This window comes from Pseudomonas sp. FP2294, assembly GCF_030687625.1.
GTDB classification, from domain to species: Bacteria; Pseudomonadota; Gammaproteobacteria; order Pseudomonadales; family Pseudomonadaceae; genus Aquipseudomonas; species Aquipseudomonas shahriarae.
Window position 1 is genome coordinate 5,288,173 of record NZ_CP117441.1, and the last position, 25,523, is coordinate 5,313,695.

A 25,523-nucleotide genomic window follows, 5' to 3' on the forward strand; every position below is an offset into this window, starting at 1 on the left:
GCATCTTTTTCAGACCATCGAGAGGCGTGCGGCCCACACCGCGGGCAGATGGCACGCAGGAAGCCCGGACTAATAAGATGGCATTGAAATCCCCCGCGTTTCGTAGAAAATTTCCGTTGCTGGTAACCGGCAGTCTGCTGGCCATGCAACCCTTCGCCACCTCATTCGTGGTCGCCGCGGAACAGTATGACTGCTCAGTCTCTGCTTCGGGTGCCTGGGATTGCGCGCCGAAAGCCAGCGCAGCCCCGTTACCACCGCGTCCGGTGCATGACGGCAGTGCCGTCAGCTCGGCCAACGGCACGCCGCAAGGCGAAGCTGCTGGTGCCGAAGCCGTACCGCAGACCAAGCTGGTCACCGAATCCAAGGGCCGTGGCCTGCGTTCGCGCAGTGCCGACTACAGCCACCTGGACTGGGTCCCTCGAGAAAACCTCACCGCAGCGCAACTGGCCGAAACCGGTCCTTATTGCGCCGGTGCGTACATCGAGCCGCCCCGTCCTGGCATGAACGACAAGACCGACAAGAGCGACGCACCGACCTTCATCGGTGCCAAGGCCTCTCGTTACGAGCAGGAAACCCAGGTCGCCACCCTGGCCGGTGACGTGGTCATGCGCCAAGGCAGCATGCAGGTCGAGGCCCAAGAGGCCAGCCTGTACCAGGCCGAGAACCGTGGCGAGCTGAACGGCAATGTGCGCATGCGCGACAATGGCGCGCTGATCGTCGGCGACCATGCCCAGGTCCAACTGGACACCGGCGCCGCGCAGATCGACAACGCCGAATACGTGATGCACAAATCGCGCATCCGTGGTAACGCGCTGTACGCCAAGCGTGCCGAAAACGCGATCATCCGCCTCAAGGACGGTACCTACACCACCTGCGAGCCAGACAGCAATGCCTGGCAGCTGCGCGGTAACAACATCACGTTGAACCCGGCCACCGGCTTCGGTACGGCGACCAACGCGACGTTGCGGGTCAAGAACATCCCGATCCTGTACACCCCGTACATCTACTTCCCGATTGACGATCGTCGTCAGTCCGGCTTCCTGCCGCCGAGCTTCAGCTCGGGTGGGGAAAGTGGCTTCACGCTGGTGACACCGTACTACTTCAACCTGGCGCCGAATTACGATGCCACGTTGTACCCGCAATACATGACCAAGCGCGGCATGTTGATGGAAGGCGAGTTCCGCTACCTCACCAAGTCCAGCGAAGGTCAGTTCGGCGGTGCGTATCTGAACGATGACAGCGACGAACGCAAGAAGCAGAGCGACTACGACAAAACCCGCTATATGCTCAATTGGCAGCACAAGGGCGGGTTGGATTCGCGTTTATTGACTGAGATCGACTACACCAAGATCAGCGATCCGTTCTACTTCCAGGATCTGAAGTCCAATCAGATTGGCGTGGAGACTCGTGAATTCGTCAACCAGCAAGGTAGTGTCAGCTATCGCGGAGACAGCTATAAAGCCAGGTTGAATCTGCAAGCCTACGAGCTGGCGACGATCTCGCAGATTACTCCGTATGATCGATTGCCACAGATTACCTTCACGGGTTCATTGCCTTACAACCCTGGCGGGCTGCACTTTGATTATGACGCCGAGGCCGTCCGGTTTGATCGGGATCTGAGGACTGGCAATATTACCAACAAGGATGGTGGGCCGTTTAACCCCAACGGCACGATAGGTGAACGCCGCCTAGACACCTATGTAACAGGATTGACCCGTGCCAACGGAACACGATTGAATGTAGCACCAAGCATATCGTTGCCGATGAACTGGAGTTACGGCTTCGTCACGCCGAAACTCAAGTACGCCTACACCAAATACGACCTTGATCTCGACGGCACCGGCAAAGAACAAATGGTTGCCGCGGGACAGAAATTCAAGAGTTCCCAAGACCGCTCCATACCGATCGCCAGCGTCGATAGCGGGCTATTTTTTGACCGCAGCACCCAGTGGTTTGGCAAGAACTACAACCAGACCCTGGAACCACGCCTTTTCTATCTCTATGTACCAGAGAAAGACCAGTCCGATATCCCTGTGTTCGATAGCAGCGAAGCCACGTTCAGCTACAACTCGCTGTTTCGCGACAACCGCTTCTCGGGCAGCGACCGGATCGGTGACGAAAACAAACTGTCCCTGGGCGTGACCAGCCGCTGGATCGAAGAAAACGGCTTTGAGCGTCAGCGCATTTCCGTCGGCCAAGCCCTGTACTTCAAGGATCGCGAAGTACAACTGCCTGGCGTCGTGGCTGCCGACCGCGAAGACTCGCAGTCGGACGTCTCGCCAATCGCCCTGGACTACGAGTTCCGCTTCAACCGCGACTGGCGCGCCACTGCCGATTACAACTGGGACACTGAAAGCCACAGTGCCCGCTCCGGCAGCGCGATGTTCCACTACCAGCCGGAAGACAACCTGAACAAGGTTATCAACGTTGGTTATCGCTATCGCAACGACCAGGTGGTCTACAACCAACTGACCGGTAAATGGCAGTTTGGCGGCAACTACGGAACCGAAGGGCAACCGAACTTCGTGAAGGATTACTACAAAATCCAGCAACACGATTTCTCGATGATGTGGCCGATCGTTCCACAATGGAACCTGATCACCCGCTGGCAGTATGACTATGCACGCAACCGTACCCTGGAAGCCTTCGGTGGTTTCGAGTACGACAACTGCTGCTGGAAACTGCGCGTGATCAACCGTTATTGGGTTTCCAACGACGAATACACCCAGATCGCCCCGCAGAACGAAAAAGGCGACCACGGTCTCTTCCTCCAAATCGTCCTCAAAGGACTCGGCGGCCTGACTGGCGCCAAGGTAGAGAGCTTCCTCGACAAAGGCATCCAAGGTTATCGTGAACGTGAAGATCAAGCTTTCTGATTGTCTGCGCCCGCTGATGCTGGGCGCGCTGTTCCTGGGTACTGCAGCGGCACACGCTGCAGTGCAACCGCTGGACAAGGTGGTGGCCATCGTCGATAACGACGTGATCATGCAGAGCCAACTGGACCAACGGGTCAAGGAAGTTCAGCAAACCATCGCCAAGCGTGGTGGTGGCGTGCCGCCGACCAGCGTCCTGGACCAGCAGGTGCTGGAACGCCTGATCGTCGAAAACCTGCAATTGCAGATTGGCGACCGCTCCGGCATCCGCATCACCGACGAAGAACTGAACCAGGCCGTCGGCACCATCGCTCAACGCAACAACATGAGCATTGATCAGTTTCGTGCGGCCCTGGCCCGTGACGGTTTGTCCTATGAGGACGCCCGTGACCAGATCCGCCGCGAAATGATCATCAGCCGCGTGCGTCAGCGCCGTGTGGCCGAACGTGTGCAGGTATCAGAGCAGGAAGTGAAGAACTTCCTGGCCTCGGACCTGGGCAAGATGCAGCTCTCCGAAGAACTGCACCTGGCCAATATCCTGATCCCGACACCGGACAGCGCCAACGCCGAGCAACTCAATGCCGCAGCGGCCAAGACCCAGGCGATCTATGACCGTCTGAAGGCCGGTGCCGACTTTGCCCAGATGGCAATCGCCCAGTCCGGTAGCGACAACGCTCTCGAAGGCGGCGACATGGGCTGGCGTAAAGCTGCTCAATTGCCACCGCCGTTTGACCGTGAGCTGAGTGCCATGGAAGTAGGTGGCATCACCCAGCCTGCGCGCACCCCTGGCGGCTTCATCATTCTGAAGTTGCTGGAACGCCGAGGCGGTGAAACTTCGTTGAAAGACGAAGTGCATGTTCGCCATATCCTGGTCAAGCCAAGCGAAATCCGCACCGAGGCTCAAACCAAGGAACTGGCGCAAAAGATCTATGAGCGCATCGAAGGCGGTGAAGACTTCGCCACCCTGGCCAAAAGCTTCTCGGAAGATCCGGGTTCTGCCCTCAACGGCGGCGACCTGAACTGGATCGACCCACGAGCCCTGGTGCCCGAGTTCCAGCAAGTCATGAACGATACGCCCCAAGGCGTGCTGTCCAAGCCGTTCAAGACCCAATACGGTTGGCATGTCCTGGAAGTCCTTGGCCGCCGCGCCACCGACAACACCAGCCAGGCCCGTGAGCAGCAAGCACTGACCGTACTGCGTAACCGCAAATACGACGAAGAGCTGCAAACCTGGCTGCGTCAGATCCGTGACGAAGCCTACGTGGAAAACAAGCTTCCTGGCGCCGACACAACAGGCACCGACCAGGCAGTCCAGTGAAACCCCAGCGTTTCGCATTGACACCCGGCGAGCCGGCCGGCATAGGTCCAGACCTGTGCCTGCTGCTCGCCGCGCAAGCCCAGCCTCACCCCCTGATTGCCATTACCAGCCGCGACCTGCTCCTTGAGCGGGCCGCGCAACTGGGCGTGGCTGTCGACTTGCTGCCCGTTTCGCCGGGCAACTGGCCCGACCAGCCGGCACCTGCCAATAGCTTGTACGTGTGGGACACCCCGCTGCAGGCCAAGGTGGTCGCCGGGCAACTGGACAAGGCCAACGCCGCCTTCGTCCTGGAGACTCTGACCCGGGCCGGACAAGGCTGCATCGACGGCGACTTCGCCGGGATGATCACCGCGCCCGTGCATAAAGGCGTGATCAACGAAGCCGGCATCGCCTTTTCCGGGCATACCGAGTTTCTCGCAGAACTGACCCACACCGAACAAGTGGTGATGATGCTGGCAACCCGCGGCCTGCGCGTGGCACTGGTGACCACTCACCTGCCCTTGCGCCAGATTGCCGATGCCATTACCCCCGAGCGCCTGGAGCGTGTAACGCGCATCCTGCACGCTGACCTGCAACAAAAATTCGGCATCGCCCAGCCGCGAATCCTGGTATGCGGCCTCAACCCCCACGCGGGTGAAGGCGGCCACCTGGGCCATGAAGAAATCGACATTATCGAACCGACACTAGAGCGCCTGCGCCAAGACGGCATGGACCTGCGCGGCCCATTGCCTGCGGACACTCTGTTTACCCCCAAATATCTGGAGCACTGCGATGCAGTGCTGGCGATGTACCATGACCAGGGGCTGCCCGTGCTGAAATACAAAGGTTTCGGCGCCGCAGTCAACGTGACGCTGGGCCTGCCGATCATCCGCACCTCCGTCGACCATGGCACCGCCCTGGACCTGGCGGGCAGCGGCAAGATCGATACCGGCAGCCTGCACGTGGCCCTGGAAACCGCCTATCAGATGGCCGAGACCCGTATATGACCGAGCATTACCAACACCGGGCGCGCAAGCGCTTCGGGCAAAACTTCCTGCACGATGCCGGCGTTATCGACCGCATCCTGCGCTCCATCCATGCCAAGCCCGAAGACCGCCTGCTGGAAATCGGCCCGGGCCAGGGCGCACTGACCCAGGGCCTGCTCAATAGCGGCGGCCAACTGGATGTGGTTGAGCTGGACAAGGACCTGATCCCGATCCTCAACCAGCAATTCGCTGGCATGCCCAACTTCAACCTGCACCAGGGCGACGCGCTGAAGTTTGACTTCACCAGCCTCAATGCCGCCCCCAACAGCCTGCGGGTGGTCGGCAACTTGCCGTACAACATCTCCACGCCACTGATCTTTCACCTGCTGAACAACGCAGGGATCATCCGCGACATGCATTTCATGTTGCAGAAGGAAGTGGTCGAGCGCTTGGCCGCCGGCCCTGGCGGCGGTGATTGGGGTCGCCTGTCGATCATGGTCCAGTACCACTGCCGGGTCGAGCACCTGTTCAATGTCGGGCCGGGCGCGTTCAATCCACCACCGAAAGTCGATTCGGCGATTGTGCGTCTGGTGCCCCACGCGGTCCTTCCTCATCCGGCCAAGGATCATCGCCTGCTGGAGCGGGTAGTGCGTGAAGCGTTCAACCAGCGCCGCAAGACCCTGCGCAATACACTCAAGGCATTGCTGAGCAACGCCGAGATCGAAGCCGCCGGTGTCGACGGCAGCCTGCGCCCGGAGCAGTTGGACCTGGCCGCGTTTGTACGTCTGGCGGACCAGCTAGCTATCCAGCCAGCGCCGACGGCGGAATAAGCCGCAGAGGCTTGATGCAATGCGATCCACATGTGGGAGTGGGCTTGCCAGCTCCCACACTTGTTTTTGCTGGCCCCACTCCCAGCGCCCGCCGCAGTTCCAATGTGTGCGGGCTTGCCCGCTCCCACATTTGCGCCGCGCTACACTGGTAGCGCTTCGTCATCTGCCAGGACGCCATCGTTTACCAAGCCAGACACATGTCTGGCCTAGTGCCCTCCTCATGGCCTAGACTGATCCGCATCTGCTGTCCTCCGCTTTTGCTCTTAAGGCCTCTTGCATGTCCGATCCTCGCTATCAGATCGACGTCAGCGTCGTCACCCGCTTCCTGGCGGAACAATCGCAACCTGAACAGAACCGCTTTGCCTTTGCCTACACCGTCACGGTGAAGAACAACGGCCAGGTGGCCGCCAAGCTGCTGTCGCGCCATTGGGTCATCACCGACGGCGACGGCCATGTCGAGGAAGTGCGCGGTGCGGGTGTCATCGGCCAACAGCCACTGATCGACAGCGGCGCCAGCCACACCTACAGCAGCGGCACCGTAATGACCTCCAAGGTCGGCACGATGCAAGGCAGCTATCAGATGCTTGCCGAAGACGGCAAACACTTCGACGCCATCATCGCCCCCTTCCGCCTGGCGGTACCGGGAGCCCTGCACTGATGGCAACCTATGCTGTCGGCGACCTGCAAGGCTGCCTGGAGCCGCTCAAATGCCTGCTTGACCGTGTCGCCTTCGACCCAGCCCAAGATCGTCTGTGGCTGGTGGGTGATCTGGTCAACCGTGGCCCGCAATCCCTGGAAACCCTGCGCTTTCTTTATGGCATGCGCGACGCCCTGGTGTGCGTACTGGGCAACCATGACCTGCACCTGCTGGCGGTCGGCAATAACATCGAGCGCCTGAAAAAGGGCGATACCCTGCGCGAAATCCTCGAAGCTCCGGATCGCGCCGAGTTGCTGGACTGGCTGCGCCGGCAAAAGCTCGTGCACTACGACGAGGGCCGCAATACCGCCCTGGTGCATGCCGGCATCCCACCGCAGTGGAGCCTGAAAAAAGCCCTTAAATGTGCTGCCGAGGTTGAAACCGCCCTGGCCGATGACACGCTGTTCGCCACCTACCTGGACGGCATGTACGGCAATGAGCCAGTGAAGTGGGATAACGATCTGACCGGCGTTGCCCGCCTACGGGTCATTACCAACTACTTCACGCGCATGCGCTTTTGCACCGCCGAAGGCAAACTCGACCTCAAGAGCAAGGAAGGCGCCGAAACCGCCCTGCCCGGCTACAAGCCCTGGTTTACCCACAAGGAGCGCAAGACCCGCGAAACGAAGATCATCTTCGGTCACTGGGCCGCCCTTGAAGGTCACTGCGACGAGCCCGGGGTATTTGCCCTCGACACAGGGTGTGTCTGGGGCGGAGCCATGACCCTGATGAACATCGACACCGGCGAGCGCCTGAGCTGCCAGTGTGAATCCCCCCTTCCCGTTACACTGCCGGCTGCCGCCAAGCGCTAAACGCCGCTTGCCGCCCGCCCAAGGAGCCCGCCATGAGCGAATTCAAACGTATCCCTCCCGAACAAGCCCAGGCCCTGCGTGAGCAAGGCGCCGTGGTGGTGGATATCCGTGATCCCCAGACTTACGCCCTGAACCACATCAAGGGCGCACAGCACCTGGACAACCACAACATTGCCGATTTCATCCGCGCCGCCGACCTCGACGCGCCAGTGATCGTGGCGTGCTATCACGGCAATTCCAGCCAGAGCGCGGCGGCCTATCTGGTCAGCCAGGGGTTCTCCGATGTCTACAGCCTGGACGGCGGCTTTGAGCTGTGGCGTACGACGTATCCTGCGGAAACTGCCACAGGCAATTCGCAATAATTTTTTTCAAACCCCGCTACCCCGCGTGACGCTTGGGCTCGCGCCGTTTCTGAGAAACGGCGCACCCAAACTAATTAGGCATCTCGCCTTGACCTCCCGGATTCCCAACTATCATTAAGCGCAGGCCATCCAAAACAGGGGAGAGCCGGTACACCGGCGTGCGGGTCATCGGTAGCGTTTCAGGGTGTTCTGGGGGGAAATGGCCACGGCAAACGCCACTGGCTGCCAGCATCGACTGATTGATCCGGCGTCGGCTCCACGTATCGAGCGAGGTGACGACGTCATGAGTATTTTTAGCCACTTCCAACAACGCTTCGAGTCCACCCAGCAGGAAGAACTCACGCTGCAGGAGTATCTTGAGCTGTGCAAAAAGGACCGCAGCACCTATGCGTCTGCCGCCGAGCGCCTGCTACTGGCGATTGGCGAACCGGAGCTGGTAGACACCTCCAACAACTCGCGGCTGTCGCGAATATTCTCCAACAAGGTGATCCGCCGCTACCCGGCCTTTGAAGACTTCCATGGCATGGAAGAATGCATCGACCAGATCGTCTCCTACTTCCGCCATGCCGCCCAGGGCCTGGAAGAGAAGAAACAGATTCTCTACCTGCTCGGCCCCGTGGGCGGCGGTAAATCTTCCCTGGCCGAAAAACTCAAGCAACTGATCGAAAAGGTGCCCTTCTACGCGATCAAGGGCTCTCCGGTGTTCGAATCGCCCCTGGGCCTGTTCAACGCCACAGAAGATGGCGCGATTCTCGAAGAAGACTTCGGCATCCCACGGCGCTATCTCAACACCATCATGTCGCCCTGGGCCACCAAGCGCCTGGCCGAGTTCGGCGGCGATATCAGCCAGTTCCGGGTGGTGAAGCTCTATCCGTCGATTCTCAACCAGATCGGCGTCGCCAAGACCGAACCGGGGGATGAAAACAACCAGGATATTTCCGCGCTGGTGGGCAAGGTGGATATCCGCAAGCTGGAGGAATTCCCGCAGAACGACGCCGATGCCTACAGCTACTCGGGCGCACTGTGCCGGGCCAACCAGGGCCTGATGGAATTCGTGGAGATGTTCAAGGCGCCGATCAAGGTGCTGCATCCATTGCTCACCGCCACCCAGGAAGGCAACTACAACAGTACCGAAGGCCTCGGGGCGATTCCGTTCACTGGCATCCTGCTGGCCCACTCCAACGAATCGGAGTGGCACACCTTCCGCAACAACAAGAACAACGAAGCCTTCATCGACCGGATCTATATCGTCAAGGTGCCGTACTGCCTGCGGGTCAGCGATGAAATCAAGATCTACGACAAATTGCTGTTCAACAGTTCCCTGGCCAAGGCCCATTGCGCGCCAGACACCCTGAAGATGCTCGCCCAGTTCACGGTGCTCTCGCGTCTCAAGGAGCCGGAAAACTCGAATATCTACTCGAAAATGCGCGTCTACGACGGGGAGAACCTCAAGGACACCGATCCCAAGGCCAAGTCGATCCAGGAGTACCGCGACACGGCGGGCGTCGATGAGGGCATGAATGGCCTGTCGACCCGCTTCGCCTTCAAGATCCTGTCCAAGGTCTTCAACTTCGACCCCCATGAGATCGCCGCCAACCCGGTACACCTGCTCTATGTACTGGAGCAGCAGATCGAACAGGAGCAGTTCCAGGCCGAAACCCGCGAGCGTTACCTGCGCTTCCTCAAGGAGTACCTGGCGCCGCGCTATATCGAGTTCATCGGCAAGGAGATCCAGACCGCCTACCTGGAGTCCTACAGCGAATACGGCCAGAACATCTTCGACCGCTATGTGCTGTACGCCGACTTCTGGATCCAGGATCAGGAATACCGCGACCCCGAAACCGGCGAGATCCTCAACCGCGTAGCCCTCAACGAAGAGCTGGAGAAGATCGAAAAACCGGCCGGCATCAGCAATCCGAAGGATTTCCGCAACGAAATCGTCAACTTCGTACTGCGCGCCCGGGCCAACAACAACGGCAAGAACCCGACCTGGCTCAGCTACGAGAAGCTGCGGGTGGTCATCGAGAAGAAAATGTTCTCCAACACCGAGGATCTGCTGCCGGTCATCAGCTTCAACGCCAAGGCCAGCAAGGAGGACCAGCAAAAACACAACGACTTCGTCACACGAATGGTCGAGCGCGGCTACACCGACAAACAGGTACGGCTGCTCTCCGAGTGGTACCTGCGGGTGCGCAAATCGCAGTAAGGCAGCGACAGGCGTGCGCTGCCGGGCCCCTGGCCTGGCAGTTGACCGCTTGTCTCTAAGCTTCCAGCTCGCGGCTTGAAGCTTGTAACGTGAAGCTGCCCGGAGGGCTCCCTATGAGCTATGTGATCGACCGACGCCTCAATGGCAAGAACAAGAGCACGGTAAACCGCCAGCGGTTCCTGCGGCGTTACCGTGACCACATCAAAAAGGCCGTCGAAGAGGCGGTGAGTCGCCGCTCCATTACCGATATGGAGCACGGCGAGCAGATCAGCATTCCCGGCCGGGACATCGACGAACCGGTGCTGCATCACGGCCGCGGCGGCAAACAGACCGTGGTTCATCCGGGAAACAAGGAATTCACCACTGGCGAGCATATCCAGCGCCCTCAGGGCGGTGGCGGCGGCAAAGGCCCAGGCAAGGCCGGCAACTCCGGCGAAGGCATGGATGAGTTCGTGTTCCAGATTACCCAGGAGGAATTCCTCGAATTCATGTTCGAGGACCTGGAGCTGCCCAACCTGGTCAAGCGCAACCTGACCGGCACTGACACCTTCAAGACCGTGCGCGCCGGTATCAGCAACGAGGGCAACCCCTCGCGCATCAATATCATCCGCACCCTGCGTTCGGCCCATGCACGGCGTATCGCCCTGTCTGGCAGCAGCCGCGCCAAACTGAGGGAAGCCAAGGAAGAATTGGCGCGCTTGAAGCGCGAAGAGCCGGACAACTTCGGCGATATCCAGGAAATAGAAGCAGAAATCGAGAAACTCAGCGCGCGTATCCACCGCGTGCCGTTCCTCGACACCTTCGACTTGAAATACAACCTACTGGTCAAGCAACCCAACCCCAGCTCCAAGGCGGTGATGTTCTGCCTGATGGACGTTTCCGGCTCCATGACCCAGGCGACCAAGGACATCGCCAAGCGCTTCTTTATTCTGCTGTACCTGTTTCTCAAGCGTAACTACGACAAGATCGACGTGGTGTTTATCCGCCATCACACCAGCGCCCGCGAGGTCGACGAAGAAGAGTTTTTCTATTCGCGGGAGACCGGCGGCACCATCGTGTCCAGTGCGCTGAAACTGATGCAGGAAATCATGGCTGAGCGCTACCCAGCCAACGAATGGAACATCTACGCAGCCCAGGCTTCCGACGGCGACAACTGGAACGACGACTCGCCCATCTGCCGCGACATCCTGATCAACCAGATCATGCCGTTCGTGCAGTACTACACTTATGTGGAGATTACCCCCCGCGAGCACCAGGCCCTGTGGTTTGAATACGAGCGCATCGGTGAAGCCTTCGCCGATACCTTCGCCCAGCAACAACTGGTCTCGGCCGGCGATATCTATCCGGTCTTCCGTGAACTCTTCCAGCGCAGGTTAGTGACATGACCGCCAAAGAGCATAAGCGCCAACCCATTTCCACGGGGTCCGAATGGACCTTCGAACTGATCCAGGCCTATGACCGGGAAATCAGCCGCATTGCGGCCGGTTATGCCCTGGATACCTATCCCAACCAGATCGAAGTGATCACCGCCGAACAGATGATGGACGCGTATGCCTCGGTGGGCATGCCCCTGGGCTATCACCATTGGTCCTACGGCAAGCACTTCCTCAGCACCGAGAAGTCCTACAGCCGCGGCCAGATGGGCCTGGCCTACGAAATCGTGATCAACTCCGACCCGTGCATCGCCTACCTGATGGAAGAAAACACCATCTGCATGCAGGCACTGGTGGTGGCCCACGCGTGCTACGGCCACAACAGTTTCTTCAAGGGCAACTATCTGTTCCGCACCTGGACCGACGCCAGTTCGATCATTGATTACCTGGTGTTCGCCAAGCAGTACATCATGCAATGCGAGGAGCGCCACGGGATCGACGCCGTGGAAGACCTGCTCGACTCCTGCCATGCCTTGATGAACTACGGGGTAGACCGCTACAAACGCCCTTACCCCATTTCCGCCGAAGAGGAACGGCTGCGGCAGAAGGACCGTGAAGAGCATCTGCAAAAGCAGATCAACGACTTGTGGCGCACCATCCCCAAGCGCGCCGACAAGAACAGCGACAAAGACAATGCACGCTTCCCCAGCGAACCCCAGGAAAACATCCTGTACTTCCTGGAAAAGCACGCCCCGTTGCTGGAGCCGTGGCAACGGGAGATCGTGCGGATCGTGCGCAAGATCGCCCAGTATTTCTACCCCCAGCGCCAGACCCAGGTGATGAACGAAGGCTGGGCTACGTTCTGGCATTACACCCTGATAAACGACCTCTACGACGAAGGGCTGGTGACCGACGGTTTCATGATGGAGTTCCTCACCTCCCATACCAGCGTGGTCTTCCAGCCAGGCTTCGACAGCCCCTACTACAGCGGCATCAACCCTTATGCCCTGGGCTTTGCCATGTACCGGGATATCCGGCGCATGTGCGAACACCCGACCGAGGAAGATCGCCGCTGGTTCCCGGAGATCGCCGGCAGCGACTGGCTATCGACCCTCAAGTTCGCCATGAGCAGCTTCAAGGATGAGAGCTTTATCCTGCAGTACCTGTCGCCCCAGGTGATTCGTGATCTCAAGCTGTTCAGCATTATGGATGACGACCTCAAGGACGACCTGCTGGTACCTGCCATTCACGACGAAGCCGGTTACCGCACCATCCGCGAGACCCTGGCGGCCCAGTACAACCTGGGCAACCGCGAGCCCAACGTGCAGATCTACAGCATCGATATGCGCGGCGACCGCTCCCTGACCCTGCGCCACCAGCAGCACGACCGCAAACCCCTGGGCGAATCCACGGATGAAGTGCTCAAGCACCTGCACCGGCTATGGGGTTTTGATATCCATCTGGAGACGCTGCAAGGCGACCAGATCATGAAAACCCACCATGTTCCGCCGCGCAACGAACACAACGACAACGACTACGGCCGCCTGGACCTGGCCGTGGTTCACCTTTGATGCAGCAATGCCTCCATTGGCCTGGCACAGGCGTTATCCTGTAGGGCTAATGGAGGCTTTTTCATGCAAATCTACAAAGTCGGCGGAGCGGTACGTGATCGCTTGCTGGGCATTCCCGTTACCGATGTCGATCGGGTCGTCGTAGGCGCCACCACCGAAGAAATGCTCGCCCTGGGCTATCGGCCTGTAGGCTCTGATTTTCCGGTGTTCCTGGACCCGAAAAACAACGAGGAGTACGCCCTCGCCCGTACCGAGCGCAAGAGCGGCCGGGGGTATGGCGGCTTTGTGTTTCATGCCAGCCCTGAAGTCACCCTCGAACAAGACTTGATCCGTCGCGACCTGACCATCAACGCCATGGCTGAAGACGACGACGGCAACCTGACCGATCCCTATCATGGCCAACGCGATCTGCAAGCCCGAGTGTTGCGCCACGTTTCCCCGGCGTTCGCCGAAGATCCCTTACGTGTGTTGCGGGTGGCACGGTTTGCCGCACGTTATGCCAGCCTCGGTTTCACTGTCGCCCCCGAAACCCTGGAACTGATGCGCCAACTCAGTGACTCTGGCGAACTGGATGCCCTGACCCCGGAGCGCAGTTGGAAGGAAATTTCCCGGGCGCTGATGGAAGATCAACCCCAGGTGTTTATCCAGGTGCTGCGCGACTGCCACGCCCTGAAAACCTTGCTGCCGGAAGTGGACGCGCTGTTCGGTGTACCCCAACCCGAAGCCCACCATCCGGAAATTGATACCGGCATCCATACCCTGAGCGTGCTGGAACAGGCAGCCCTCCACGCCCAACCCTTGACTGTGCGCTGGGCTTGCCTGCTGCATGATCTGGGCAAGGGCCTGACCCCTGTGGATAAGTTGCCCCGGCATATTGCTCACGAGCAGCGGGGCCTGAAGCTGATCAGAGCGGTCAATGAACGCTTCAAAGTACCGAAGGATTGCCAGGAACTGGCACTTTTGGTTGGCGAGTATCACACCCACGGCCATCGCGCCCTGGAGCTGAAAGCCTCGACCCTGCTGGAGTTGCTGCAGAGTTTTGACGTATTCCGCCGACCACAGCGTTTTGAAGAGTTTGTTGTCGCCTGCGAAATGGACGCACGGGGCCGCAAGGGCCTTGAGCAGCGAAGTTATCCACAGGCGGATTATTTACGCGGTGCTGCGCGGGTAGCGCGGGGGGTGGCGGTGGCGCCATTACTGGAGAAAGGCTTCAAGGGCCCGGAACTGGGTGAGGCTCTCAAGCGTGAGCGGCTCAAGGCCCTGAAAGCCTACAAAGAACACCATTCACTGCAGGAGCGGGGGGACGCCTAGTGCTTGCCCGCGCCTACAGAAGAGCGTCCGGGGTCAGTTGCCGGTCGCGCCATTTGAAGGCAACCGGGGCCAGCACCTGCTCAATCTGTGCATCCCGCCACAGCACGGCAAATGTCTTGCCCACTTCAGGATGCACACGCTCCGGCGCCATCAACGACAGCGGCCACAGCACAAAGGCGTTCTTCAGGATCTCTGCGCGCGGCAACACCAGCCCGTCGAAATTCCCTGTCAGGTCGCCATACAGCAGCACATCAATATCCAGGGGCAAGCCCTTGCGATCCGGCGCGTAACGGCCATTGTCAGCCTCGATGGCCTTCAACCGGCGGTCCAACTCCATCAACGACAGATCGGTATACGCCGACACCACCAGGTTGAAAAACGGCCCACTCTTGATCCCCACCGGCTGGCTTTCGAACACGGCGGAACAACGCATATCGGTCAAAAAGCCATCTAACGCCTCAAGCCCCGCCTGCAAATGGGGCTCGCGCTCGATATTACTGCCAAGACCAAGGTAAACCTGAGTTAGCGACATCCGCGCTCGATCTCCACGCCCACGCCCTTGGCGGCCGGGACGGCACCGGGCTTGGTCAACTTGAGGTGCAGCCAGGGGATCTGGAACTCCTCCATCAAGACTTGCGCCAGGCGCTCGGCGAACGTTTCCACCAGTTGGAACTGCGCCTGCTCGGCAAACGCCTGGATGCGTGTGCAAACACTGGCGTAATCGAGGGCCAGGGTCAGGTCATCACCGGCTGCGGCGGGGCGATTGTCCCAGGCGAAACTCAGGTCCAGGCGCAGGCACTGACGGATACCGCGCTCCCAGTCGTAGGCCCCGATTACGGTGTCAACTTCCAGGCCTTCGATAAACACTCTGTCCAAGCACTCTTCTCCACAGCACGACAAGGGCGCAATGCCCCGTTAGAATCAAGGCGTCCTCGCCCGGAATAGTTAGCATGTCTTGGTTACTGGCGACCCTCGCCTACCTGCTCGGCTCGCTGTCCTTTGCCATCTTGCTCAGCCGCCTGACGGGAAATCCCGACCCGCGAATGAGTGGCTCAGGCAATGCCGGCGCCACCAATATGTTGCGCCTGGCCGGCAAGAAGCTCGCCGTACTCACGCTGCTTGGCGACGTGTGCAAAGGCCTTTTGCCCGTACTGATCGCCGATCTCGCCGGCCTCTCCCTGCAACAACAAGCCTGGATCGGTGTATGCGCCGTCCTCGGCCATCTGTTCCCGCTGTACTTTCGCTTTCGCGGTGGCAAGGGCGTCGCGACGGCGGCCGGCATGCTGCTGGGGATCTACCCACCGGCAGCCCTGCTAGCGGTGGCCGCCTGGCTGCTGACGTTCTACCTGACCCGCACCAGCTCCCTTGCCGCATTGATCGCCACGCCCCTGACCCTGCCATTGCTGGCCTGGCAGGAGCCGGCGGCCCTGCTGCCGATGAGCGTACTCACCCTGCTGATTGTATGGCGCCATCGCGGCAATTTACGCGACCTGTTTGCCGGGCGCGAACGGCATTTTTAAATACGCCGGCTGAACCCGCCTCATGTTCGTCGATCACAACGGCGGCAATTGCTCCATCGGCCAACGCGCCTGCACGCTGATGGCCAGGCTTTCATGCTGGCCAGCCTGCAATCGCTGGCAACCGGCGAAGGCGATCATCGCGCCGTTGTCGGTGCAGAACTCGGGGCGAGCGTAAAACACCTCGCCCTTGAGGTCGCCGAGCATTTTTTCCAATGACAGACGCAAGGCCTTGTTGGCGCTGACGCCGCCTGCAATGACCAGGCGCTTCATGCCGGCCTGTTTCAAGGCACGCTTGCACTTGATGGTCAAAGTCTCCACCACCGCCTGCTGGAACGCCAGAGAGATGTCGCAACGGGCTTGCTCGCTGTCGTCCCCGGCGCTGACGCTTTGCTGCCAGGTGTTCAAGGCAAAGGTTTTCAAGCCACTGAAGCTGAACATCAGGCCAGGGCGATCACACATCGGGCGCGGGAAGGTATAGCGCCCGGCCACGCCTTTTTCCGCCAGACGCGCGATTTCCGGACCACCGGGATAATTGAGGTTCATCATCTTGGCGGTCTTGTCGAAAGCCTCGCCGGCAGCATCGTCCAGGGTCTCCCCCAGCAGCGTGTACTGGCCGATTGCATCGACCTGAACCAGCTGCGTATGGCCACCGGAAACCAACAAAGCGACGAACGGGAACCCAGGCGGGTTTTCTTCCAGCATCGGCGCCAGTAAATGGCCTTCCATATGGTGCACGCCGAGGGCTGGAATACCCCAGGCAAACGCCAGCGCCTGGGCGCAGGAGGCCCCAACCAGCAGGGCCCCGACCAATCCCGGGCCGGCGGTATAGGCGATGGCATCAATCTCGGTGGCGACGCAACCGGCCTCGTCCAACACCTGACGAATCAGTGGCAGCATGCGTTTGACGTGATCCCGGCTGGCAAGCTCGGGCACCACGCCGCCGTAGGCCCGGTGCAGGTCGATCTGACTGAACAGCGCATCGGCCAAAAGCCCGCGTTCACTGTCGTAAAGCGCGACGCCGGTCTCGTCGCAGGAGGTTTCTAAGCCCAGTACTAACATGGGTTTGCGCCTTGTAGAGGCTGAATTCGAAGGCGCGCATAATAGTCGCCACTTCCCCTCCCGACTAGCGGTTTTCGATCAGAGGCTTTGCATTCCGGGCAATGAGGGGTTAACATCCGCAACCCTTAAAAACCGACGACCTCAGCCGCGAATTTTTTGCGACGAGAACGTTGATTCCCGGTAATGAAAGAAGGTAGCTCTGGATGCCAGCCGTCAAAGTAAAAGAGAACGAACCCTTCGACGTAGCTCTGCGTCGTTTCAAGCGCTCCTGCGAAAAAGCCGGTGTTCTGGCTGAAGTTCGTAGCCGCGAATTTTATGAGAAGCCAACTTCTGAGCGTAAGCGCAAAGCAGCAGCCGCTGTTAAGCGTCACGCCAAGAAAGTTCAGCGCGAGCAGCGCCGCGCCGTTCGTCTGTACTAATACACAGACGTTCGTAGCAAGCTTCTGCCAAGCCCGGCCCTCAGCCGGGCTGTTGGCATTTGCGGATATCGCTTGATGCTTCACCGTCGACGCCGCACATGCGACCGAGACAAAGCTTCACACGTCAGGACTGGCTCTTTTGCCAGCGGTGCGCGTCTCTTCTGACGAGCCTATCAAGGCTACTGACGAGCACACTTATTTTCCAAGCAGGCGATCAATAGGTCGACTGTGCCCCATGATGAGCTCCCGAGGCCGCACTGGCCGCGACCGGACTCCAGGGCAACACTTTCAAACACGTCGAAGACTGATTGGAACTACCGTCAGTGAACACTCGACAGATACACTTCCTGACAGCCCAAACAGACATTTGATGATCAAGCCGCCAACATGCGCGCCTTGAGTGCGTCACGGGCTCTCATTTACACGCAGTGATGACGAGAACGCCATGGCCGGGCTAATTCCCCAGAGCTTTATTGACGACCTTCTGAACCGCACCGACATCGTCGATGTTGTCAGCTCACGCGTGCAAATGAAAAAGGCCGGCAAGAACTACACGGCCTGCTGCCCATTCCACAAAGAAAAGACCCCATCGTTCAGCGTCAGCCCCGACAAGCAGTTCTACTACTGCTTCGGCTGCGGCGCGGGCGGCAACGCCCTCGGCTTTATCATGGACCACGACAACCTGGATTTCCCCCAGGCCGTCGAGGAACTGGCCAAAGCCGCCGGCATGGAAATCCCCCGCGAAGAAAGTGGCCGGCCGCACAAACCACGCCAGCCCACCGACTCGCCGTTGTACCCGTTGCTCACCGCCGCCGCCGAGTTCTACCGCCAGGCCCTGAAAAGCCATCCGCAGCGCAAGGCCGCCGTGGACTACCTCAAGGGCCGCGGCCTGACCGGGGAAATTGCCCGCGACTTCGGCCTGGGCTTCGCCCCGCCGGGCTGGGACAACCTGTACAAGCACCTGAGCAGCGACACCCTGCAGCAAAAAGCCATGATCGACGCCGGCCTCCTGGTGGAAAACGCCGAGACCGGCAAGCGCTATGACCGTTTCCGCGACCGGGTGATGTTCCCGATCCGCGACAGCCGTGGCCGCATCATCGCCTTCGGCGGCCGAGTACTGGGTGACGACAAGCCCAAATACCTGAACTCCCCGGAAACCCCGGTATTTCACAAGGGCCAGGAACTCTACGGCCTGTTTGAAGCGCGCAAGAACAACCGCAACCTCGATGAAATCATCGTGGTTGAAGGTTATATGGACGTGATCGCCCTGGCCCAGCAAGGCCTGCGCAATGCCGTCGCGACTCTCGGCACCGCCACCAGCGAAGAGCACATGAAGCGCCTGTTTCGTGTGGTGCCCAGCGTATTGTTCTGTTTCGACGGCGACCAGGCCGGGCGCAATGCGGCATGGCGTGCCCTCGAGGCCACCCTGCCGAGCCTGCAGGATGGCCGCCGCGCACGCTTCCTGTTCCTGCCCGAAGGCGAAGACCCGGACACCCTGGTGCGCTCCGAAGGCACCGACGCGTTTCGCGCGCGCATCCACCAGCACGCACAGCCGCTGGCCGATTATTTTTTCCAGCAATTGACCGAAGAAGCCGATCCGCGCTCCCTCGAAGGCAAGGCCCACATGGCCACCCTCGCAGCACCGCTGATCGACAAGGTGCCCGGCGCCAACCTCAAGGCCCTGATGCGCCAGCGCCTGCTGGAAATCACCGGCCTGAGCGGCGAAGCGGTCAGCCAGCTGGTGCACAGCGCGCCCCAGGATACGCCACCGGCCTATGACCCGGGCTTCGACTACGATGCCATGCCGGACTACGCTGACTTCCACCAGCCCCAAGAAGCCTTTGTGCCTCAACAGGACTGGACGCCGAAGAAACCCGGCGCCGGCGGCAAGAAATGGGACAAGAAGCCCTGGAGTAAAAACGGCAAGCGCGGCGATCGCGACGAGGCCTACGCCCCGCGCACGCCGGTGGCCGTGGAGGCGCCGACACTGATTGCCCTGCGCACCCTGATCCACCACCCGCAACTGGCGGGAAAAGTGGAAAGCGCCGAACATTTTGCCAACGAAAGCAACACCTATGCCCAGGTGCTAATTGCCCTGATCGAGGCCGTACAGAAAAATCCTAAGCTAAACTCTATTCAGCTTATGGCTCGCTGGCACGGCACGGAACAAGGCCGCTTGTTGAAGGCTCTCGCGGAAAAGGAGTGGCTAATTGACGGCGATAACCTTGAACAACAGTTTTTAGACACCATTACTAGGTTATCCGCGGGCCAGCACACGCAGACCCTCGATGAACTCATCAAGAGAGCAAGGCAGCCGGGATTGTCGGCTGAAGAGCAAATTCAGATAGCAAAACAGATGCGCGACCTCTTAAAACAGAATGTTTCCGCATCAAACCCGACCTCAGCTGGCGTGTGAGGTCATAGCTCGGGTATAATCCTCGGCTTGTTTTTTGCCCGCCAAGACCTTCAGTGGATAGGGTGTTATGTCCGGAAAAGCGCAACAGCAGTCTCGTATCAAAGATTTGATCCTCCTGGGTCGTGAGCAGAAGTATCTGACTTACGCAGAGGTCAATGACCACCTGCCTGAGGATATTTCAGATCCTGAGCAGGTGGAAGACATCATCCGCATGATTAACGACATGGGGATCCCCGTACACGAGAGTGCTCCGGATGCGGACGCCCTTATGTTGGCCGACTCTGATACCGACGAAGCAGCCGCTGAAGAAGCAGCCGCCGCGTTGGCAGCAGTGGAGACCGACATCGGTCGCACGACTGACCCTGTGCGCATGTATATGCGCGAAATGGGTACGGTAGAGCTCCTGACACGGGAAGGCGAAATCGAAATCGCCAAACGTATCGAGGAAGGCATCCGTGAAGTGATGGGCGCAATTGCGCACTTCCCAGGCACGGTTGACCATATTCTGTCCGAGTACACTCGTGTGACCACCGAGGGTGGCCGCCTGTCCGACGTCCTGAGCGGTTATATCGACCCGGACGACGGCATTACTCCGCCGGCTGCCGAAATACCGCCGCCTGTCGACCCGAAAGCCGTGAAAGCGGACGACGAAACCGACGACGACGAAGCTGAAGCCAGCACCGACGACGACGAAGAAGTCGAAAGCGGTCCGGATCCCATCATCGCAGCCCAGCGCTTTGGCGCGGTCTCCGATCAGATGGAACTGGCGCGCAAGGCCCTGAAGAAGCATGGTCGTGGCAGCAAGCAGGCAACCGCCGAACTGCTGGCCCTGGCTGAGCTGTTCATGCCGATCAAACTGGTACCGAAGCAATTCGAAGGCCTGGTTGAGCGGGTTCGTAGCGCCCTTGAGCGTCTGCGTGCACAAGAGCGTGCGATCATGCAGCTCTGTGTCCGTGATGCGCGTATGCCGCGTGCCGACTTCCTGCGCCAGTTCCCGGGCAATGAAGTTGACGAAAGCTGGACCGACGCCCTGGCCAAGGGCAAAAGCAAATACGCTGAAGCCATTGGTCGCTTCCAGGCCGACATCGTTCGTTGCCAGCAGAAGCTGACTGCACTGCAGACCGAAACCGGTCTGACGATTGCCGAGATCAAGGACATCAACCGTCGCATGTCGATCGGCGAGGCCAAGGCCCGCCGCGCGAAGAAAGAGATGGTTGAAGCGAACTTGCGTCTGGTGATCTCCATCGCCAAGAAGTACACCAACCGTGGCCTGCAATTCCTCGACCTGATCCAGGAAGGCAACATCGGCTTGATGAAGGCTGTGGACAAGTTCGAATACCGTCGCGGCTACAAGTTCTCGACTTATGCCACCTGGTGGATCCGTCAGGCGATCACTCGCTCGATCGCCGACCAGGCCCGCACCATCCGTATTCCGGTGCACATGATCGAGACCATCAACAAGCTCAACCGTATTTCCCGGCAGATGTTGCAGGAAATGGGTCGTGAACCGACCCCGGAAGAGCTGGGCGAACGCATGGAAATGCCTGAGGATAAAATCCGCAAGGTATTGAAGATCGCTAAAGAGCCGATCTCCATGGAAACCCCGATCGGTGATGACGAAGACTCCCATCTGGGTGACTTCATCGAAGACTCGACCATGCAGTCGCCAATCGATGTCGCCACCGTTGAGAGCCTTAAAGAAGCGACGCGCGACGTACTGTCCGGCCTCACTGCCCGTGAAGCCAAGGTACTGCGCATGCGTTTCGGCATCGACATGAATACCGACCACACCCTTGAGGAAGTCGGTAAGCAGTTTGACGTGACCCGCGAGCGGATCCGTCAGATCGAAGCCAAGGCGCTGCGCAAGTTGCGCCACCCGACGAGAAGCGAGCATTTGCGCTCCTTCCTCGACGAGTGATCACAAAACCCCCAGGCCCAGGCCTGGGGGTTTTGCTTTGTGCAGATTAAATCCTCCCCGCGTCACTCCCCCTCGCAATGCCCGTCTACACTCGAAATATTCCCCGTGCCATAACGAGACCGTTATGCCCAGACTGCCGACCGTGCTACTGCTGTCGCTGCTGACCTGGACCGCGACGGCTGGCGCGTTGACTCTCACAGATGAAGAGCAGGGCTGGTTGGCGGACCACCCAGAATTGCGCCTGGGCGTTGATGCCTCGTGGCCGCCGTTTGAATATCGCGATGAAGAAGGTCGCTATCAGGGCCTGGCCGCTGACTATGTGCGGCTGCTCCAGGAACGCCTGGGCATCAAGATCAAGCTGATAGAACCGGCCAACTGGAGCGCATTGCTGGAGCAGGCGCGGAACAACCAGCTCGACCTGTTGCCGGGCATCATGTCCACCCCGGAGCGTCAGGGCTTCCTCGCATTTTCCCGGCCTTACCTCGACTTCCCCATCGTCATTCTCGCCCATGAAGGCGGTGCCCAGCCCCGCTCCCTCAAGGACCTGTATGGCCTGAAGATCGCCGTGGTGGAGAACTATGCCCCCCACGAATTGCTGCGCACCCACCATCCCGACCTGAACCTGGTGGCGATGCCCAATGTCAGCTCGACGTTGCAGGCCCTGGCCACCGATGAGGTGGACGCCGTCGTCGGCGACCTCGCCTCCAGCGTCTGGAGCCTGCGCCAGCTCAAGCTCGACGGCTTGTATGTCAGTGGCGAAACGCCCTATCGCTACCAACTGGCAATGGGCGTGCCTCGAGAGAAAAAACTGCTGATTGGCATTCTGGATAAAGTGCTCGCCGACCTCAGCCCCAGCGAAATTAACGAGATCCAGGAGCACTGGGTCGGCAATGTCATTGATCACCGGGCGTTCTGGGCCGACTTGCTGCTCTACGGCCTGCCTGCCGTGCTGCTATTAAGTACCGTGCTGGCCATCGTCATTCGGATCAACCGCCGGCTCAGTTCGGAAATTTCCCGCCGGGTAGCCCTGGAGCAAAAACTGCGCAGCAGCGAATACCATTACCGCGGGCTGGTAGAGAGCCTCTCCGCCATAGCCTGGGAAGCTGACATCAACGATTTCACCTACAGCTACGTGTCACCCCACGCCGAAGAACTACTGGGCTATCCACGGGCTCACTGGCTGATCCCCGGCTTCTGGCGCAACATCATTCACCCCGCCGACCTGACCCGCGCCGACAGCTTCTGCCAGCAGGAAACCCGCGCCAACCGCGACCACAGCATTGATTACCGGGTGATCACCGCTGACGGCCGCTGCCTGTGGGTCAGGGACATTGTCAGCCTGATCAAGTATGGGCATGAGCCGGTTCTGCGTGGCCTGATGATTGATATCAGCGAAGCCAAGCGCACCGAGGAAGCGTTGCGGCTCTCGCAGGAGAAGTTCGCCTCGGTGTTCCAGCAGTGCCCGGACATCCTGGTAATCGCCCGCCTGTCCGATGGCTGTCTGCTGGAGGTCAACAAAGCATTCGAGGACCAGATTGGCCTGAGCGCCGCAGACGTCATTGGCAAGACCGCTACCGAGCTGAACATCTGGGGTATCCAGGGTGTGGGGCCCAACCTGCTCAAGCGCGTGCAGACCACCAGTATCCGCAACCTGGAGATGCCGTTCCTGCGCAGCAACGGCCAGGCGTTTACCGGGCTGATTTCTGCCGAACCCTTCCAGCTCGATACCACCGCAGCCTTGGTGGTGGTGGTGCGGGATATCACCCAACTGAAGGAAACCCAGCAACTGCTGCAGACTACCGAAGAGAAGTTCGCCAAGGCCTTCCACGCCTCGCCGGACGGCTTGTTACTGACCCGCCAGAGTGATGGCCTGCTGCTGGAAGTCAATGAAGGCTTTAGCCGTATCACCGGGTTCAACAGTGCGATGTCCCTGGACCAATCGACCCTGGACCTGGGCATCTGGGTGGACTTGAACGAACGCAAGCACATGCTCGAGCTGCTGCAGCGCGACGGCCTGGTGCGTGATTTCGTCTGCCATATCCGACGCAGTGACGGGCAGATTCGCCTGTGCGAGGTGTCCAGCCGCCCACTGCCCATCGGTGATGACGATTGCATGCTGACCATCGCCCGCGACATTACCGAACGCCAGTTGATGCAGGAAAAACTGCAACAGGCCGCAACAGTTTTCGAAAGTACCGCCGAAGGCGTATTGATCACCGATACCCGGCAGAACATCAGCGCCGTCAACCGTGCCTTCAGCGAAATCACTGGCTACAGCGAAGCCGAAGCCCTGGGCCACACCCCACGCCTGCTGGCTTCCGGCCTGCACGACAGCGCGTTCTACGCGGCGATGTGGCATCAATTGACCGCCAACGGCCACTGGCAAGGCGAGATCTCCAACCGGCGCAAGAACGGCGAGTTGTATCCCAGCTGGCTGACCATCAGCGCCGTGCGCAATCACGACCAGTCGATCACCCACTTCGTGGCGGTATTTGCCGATATCTCCAGCCTCAAGCACGCCCAGGCACGGCTTGACTACCAGGCGCACCACGACCCACTCACCGGCCTGCCCAACCGCACTCTGTTTGAGAATCGCCTGCAGGCCGCCCTCAATAACCAACAGGAAACCGGCAGCCAGGGCGCGGTGCTGTTTCTCGACCTCGACCGCTTCAAACACATCAACGACAGCCTCGGCCACCCGATTGGCGACCTGCTGCTCAAGGACATTGCCGTGCGCCTCAAGGAGCAGTTGCGCGATATCGACACCGTGGCCCGCCTGGGCGGTGACGAATTCATCATCCTGCTACCCGGCCTGCAACAAGCCAGCGACGCCCAGCACCTGGCCAATAAACTGCTGACCTGCTTCACCCTGCCCTTCCAGGCGGGCGAGCACGAGTTCTTTATCAGCGCCAGCATCGGCACCAGCTTCTATCCCCAAGATGGCATCGACGTTGCCACCCTGGTCAAAAACGCCGATGCCGCCATGTACCGCTCCAAAGCCAAGGGCCGCAATCGGGTCGAACGCTACACCCAGGACCTCACCGCCCAGGCCAACGAGCGCGTCGCCCTCGAACACGAACTGCGGCGCGCCTTAGAGCGCGAAGAACTGTTTCTGTATTACCAACCCAAGCTGAGCCTGGAGACCCAACAACTGATCGGCGCCGAAGCCCTGATCCGCTGGCGCCACCCGACCTTCGGCGACGTGCCTCCCGAACACTTCATCGCCCTGGCCGAAGAAAACGGCATGATCCTGCAAATCGGCGACTGGGTCCTGGAACAGGCTTGCCGACAACTGCACCAGTGGCGCAAGTCCTATGACTACTTTGGCCCACTCTCCGTCAACCTCGCCGGTGCCCAACTGCGCCATCCCAACCTGCTGGGGCGCATCGAGCAACTGCTCCGGGACAACCACCTGGAGCCCGGTTGCCTGCAACTGGAAATCACCGAAAACTTCATCATGAGCCAGGCCGAAGAAGCCCTGGAAGTGCTGCATAAACTCAAGCGCCTGGGCGTACAGCTGGCCATCGACGACTTCGGCACCGGCTATTCATCCTTAAGCTACCTCAAGCGCCTGCCCCTGGACTTCCTGAAAATCGACCAGTCCTTCGTCCGCGGCCTGCCCGATGACCCCCACGACGCCGCCATCGTGCGCGCCATCATCGCCCTGGGTCACAGCATGCAATTCACCATCATCGCCGAAGGCGTAGAAACCCTCGCCCAACAGGCCTTCCTCACTGACGAAGGCTGCGAACAAATGCAAGGCTACATCGTCAGCCTGCCCCTGCCCCCCGACATATTCGCCGCGACCTTCCTTCACATGACCCATTCGGATTTTTCGGATAGCACAGTGGAGAAACCATCGTTATAATCCGC

19 protein-coding genes are annotated in these 25,523 nt (G+C 59.8%); 16 read left to right on the forward strand and 3 right to left on the reverse strand.

What is annotated here, in order from left to right; translation table 11 throughout:
• Positions 1 to 77 precede the first annotated feature (77 nt).
• The 11 genes from PSH73_RS23880 (at position 78) to PSH73_RS23930 (ending at position 14,318) form a co-directional block, all read left to right on the forward strand.
• Positions 78 to 2,876 carry an LPS-assembly protein LptD gene (locus PSH73_RS23880; protein ID WP_200660746.1) on the forward strand — a complete coding sequence of 933 codons (2,799 nt, stop codon included), beginning with the start codon at positions 78 to 80 and terminating at the stop codon, positions 2,874 to 2,876.
• On the forward strand, positions 2,857 to 4,191 hold the full coding sequence (locus tag PSH73_RS23885) for a peptidylprolyl isomerase (protein WP_169960149.1): 1,335 nt from the start codon (positions 2,857 to 2,859) through the stop codon (positions 4,189 to 4,191). The genes PSH73_RS23880 and PSH73_RS23885 overlap by 20 nt, the downstream gene beginning before the upstream one ends.
• Positions 4,188 to 5,177, forward strand: coding sequence for a 4-hydroxythreonine-4-phosphate dehydrogenase PdxA (gene pdxA / locus PSH73_RS23890; RefSeq protein WP_186625884.1), 990 nt, complete (start codon positions 4,188 to 4,190; stop codon positions 5,175 to 5,177). The genes PSH73_RS23885 and pdxA overlap by 4 nt, the downstream gene beginning before the upstream one ends.
• Positions 5,174 to 5,986, forward strand: coding sequence for a 16S rRNA (adenine(1518)-N(6)/adenine(1519)-N(6))-dimethyltransferase RsmA (gene rsmA / locus PSH73_RS23895; RefSeq protein WP_057440316.1), 813 nt, complete (start codon positions 5,174 to 5,176; stop codon positions 5,984 to 5,986). The genes pdxA and rsmA overlap by 4 nt, the downstream gene beginning before the upstream one ends.
• A 277-nt stretch (positions 5,987 to 6,263) precedes the next feature.
• The gene (gene apaG, locus PSH73_RS23900) at positions 6,264 to 6,644 is read left to right on the forward strand and encodes a Co2+/Mg2+ efflux protein ApaG (protein ID WP_057960789.1); all 381 of its coding nucleotides are present in this window, start codon (positions 6,264 to 6,266) and stop codon (positions 6,642 to 6,644) included.
• Positions 6,644 to 7,495 (forward strand): symmetrical bis(5'-nucleosyl)-tetraphosphatase, encoded by an 852-nt coding sequence (locus PSH73_RS23905; protein ID WP_057440314.1) that lies wholly within the window; start codon positions 6,644 to 6,646, stop codon positions 7,493 to 7,495. The genes apaG and PSH73_RS23905 overlap by 1 nt, the downstream gene beginning before the upstream one ends.
• A 32-nt stretch (positions 7,496 to 7,527) precedes the next feature.
• Positions 7,528 to 7,857, forward strand: a complete 330-nt coding sequence (gene glpE, locus PSH73_RS23910; RefSeq protein WP_057440313.1) for a thiosulfate sulfurtransferase GlpE — start codon at positions 7,528 to 7,530, stop codon at positions 7,855 to 7,857.
• A 283-nt stretch (positions 7,858 to 8,140) separates the two neighbouring features.
• Positions 8,141 to 10,063 (forward strand): PrkA family serine protein kinase, encoded by a 1,923-nt coding sequence (locus PSH73_RS23915; RefSeq protein ID WP_017739508.1) that lies wholly within the window; start codon positions 8,141 to 8,143, stop codon positions 10,061 to 10,063.
• Between the two features lie 113 nt (positions 10,064 to 10,176).
• Complete coding sequence (locus PSH73_RS23920; protein ID WP_057444302.1) at positions 10,177 to 11,448, forward strand: YeaH/YhbH family protein; 1,272 nt, start codon at positions 10,177 to 10,179, stop codon at positions 11,446 to 11,448.
• The gene (locus PSH73_RS23925; RefSeq protein WP_057960791.1) at positions 11,445 to 13,007 is read left to right on the forward strand and encodes a SpoVR family protein; all 1,563 of its coding nucleotides are present in this window, start codon (positions 11,445 to 11,447) and stop codon (positions 13,005 to 13,007) included. Before PSH73_RS23920 ends, PSH73_RS23925 begins: the two co-directional genes overlap by 4 nt.
• 63 nt (positions 13,008 to 13,070) lie before the next feature.
• Positions 13,071 to 14,318 (forward strand): multifunctional CCA addition/repair protein, encoded by a 1,248-nt coding sequence (locus PSH73_RS23930; protein WP_057960792.1) that lies wholly within the window; start codon positions 13,071 to 13,073, stop codon positions 14,316 to 14,318.
• Positions 14,319 to 14,331: 13 nt separating this feature from the next.
• Here the strand turns inward: PSH73_RS23930 and folK are convergent, their stop codons facing one another.
• Together folK and folB are read right to left on the reverse strand one after the other, a co-directional pair.
• Complete coding sequence (gene folK, locus PSH73_RS23935; protein ID WP_169990386.1) at positions 14,332 to 14,850, reverse strand: 2-amino-4-hydroxy-6-hydroxymethyldihydropteridine diphosphokinase; 519 nt, start codon at positions 14,848 to 14,850, stop codon at positions 14,332 to 14,334.
• A complete protein-coding gene (folB, locus tag PSH73_RS23940; RefSeq protein WP_057440310.1) occupies positions 14,841 to 15,194 on the reverse strand; it encodes a dihydroneopterin aldolase in 354 nt (117 codons plus the stop codon). Before folB ends, folK begins: the two co-directional genes overlap by 10 nt.
• Positions 15,195 to 15,268: 74 nt before the next feature.
• Between folB and plsY the strand changes: the two genes are divergently transcribed.
• Positions 15,269 to 15,838 carry a glycerol-3-phosphate 1-O-acyltransferase PlsY gene (gene plsY / locus PSH73_RS23945; RefSeq protein WP_057440309.1) on the forward strand — a complete coding sequence of 190 codons (570 nt, stop codon included), beginning with the start codon at positions 15,269 to 15,271 and terminating at the stop codon, positions 15,836 to 15,838.
• 33 nt (positions 15,839 to 15,871) lie between these two features.
• Here the strand turns inward: plsY and tsaD are convergent, their stop codons facing one another.
• On the reverse strand, positions 15,872 to 16,897 hold the full coding sequence (gene tsaD, locus PSH73_RS23950; protein WP_057960795.1) for a tRNA (adenosine(37)-N6)-threonylcarbamoyltransferase complex transferase subunit TsaD: 1,026 nt from the start codon (positions 16,895 to 16,897) through the stop codon (positions 15,872 to 15,874).
• Between the two features lie 203 nt (positions 16,898 to 17,100).
• Between tsaD and rpsU the strand changes: the two genes are divergently transcribed.
• From rpsU to PSH73_RS23970, 4 genes are all read left to right on the forward strand, one after another.
• Positions 17,101 to 17,316 (forward strand): 30S ribosomal protein S21, encoded by a 216-nt coding sequence (gene rpsU / locus PSH73_RS23955; RefSeq protein ID WP_002551877.1) that lies wholly within the window; start codon positions 17,101 to 17,103, stop codon positions 17,314 to 17,316.
• Positions 17,317 to 17,761: 445 nt separating this feature from the next.
• A complete protein-coding gene (gene dnaG / locus PSH73_RS23960) occupies positions 17,762 to 19,732 on the forward strand; it encodes a DNA primase (protein WP_120734240.1) in 1,971 nt (656 codons plus the stop codon).
• 67 nt (positions 19,733 to 19,799) lie between these two features.
• Positions 19,800 to 21,650: an RNA polymerase sigma factor RpoD gene (gene rpoD, locus PSH73_RS23965; RefSeq protein WP_057444304.1), complete on the forward strand. Its 1,851-nt coding sequence runs from the start codon at positions 19,800 to 19,802 to the stop codon at positions 21,648 to 21,650.
• Positions 21,651 to 21,774: 124 nt separating this feature from the next.
• Positions 21,775 to 25,518 carry a bifunctional diguanylate cyclase/phosphodiesterase gene (locus tag PSH73_RS23970; protein WP_305461482.1) on the forward strand — a complete coding sequence of 1,248 codons (3,744 nt, stop codon included), beginning with the start codon at positions 21,775 to 21,777 and terminating at the stop codon, positions 25,516 to 25,518.
• Positions 25,519 to 25,523: the final 5 nt, after the last annotated feature.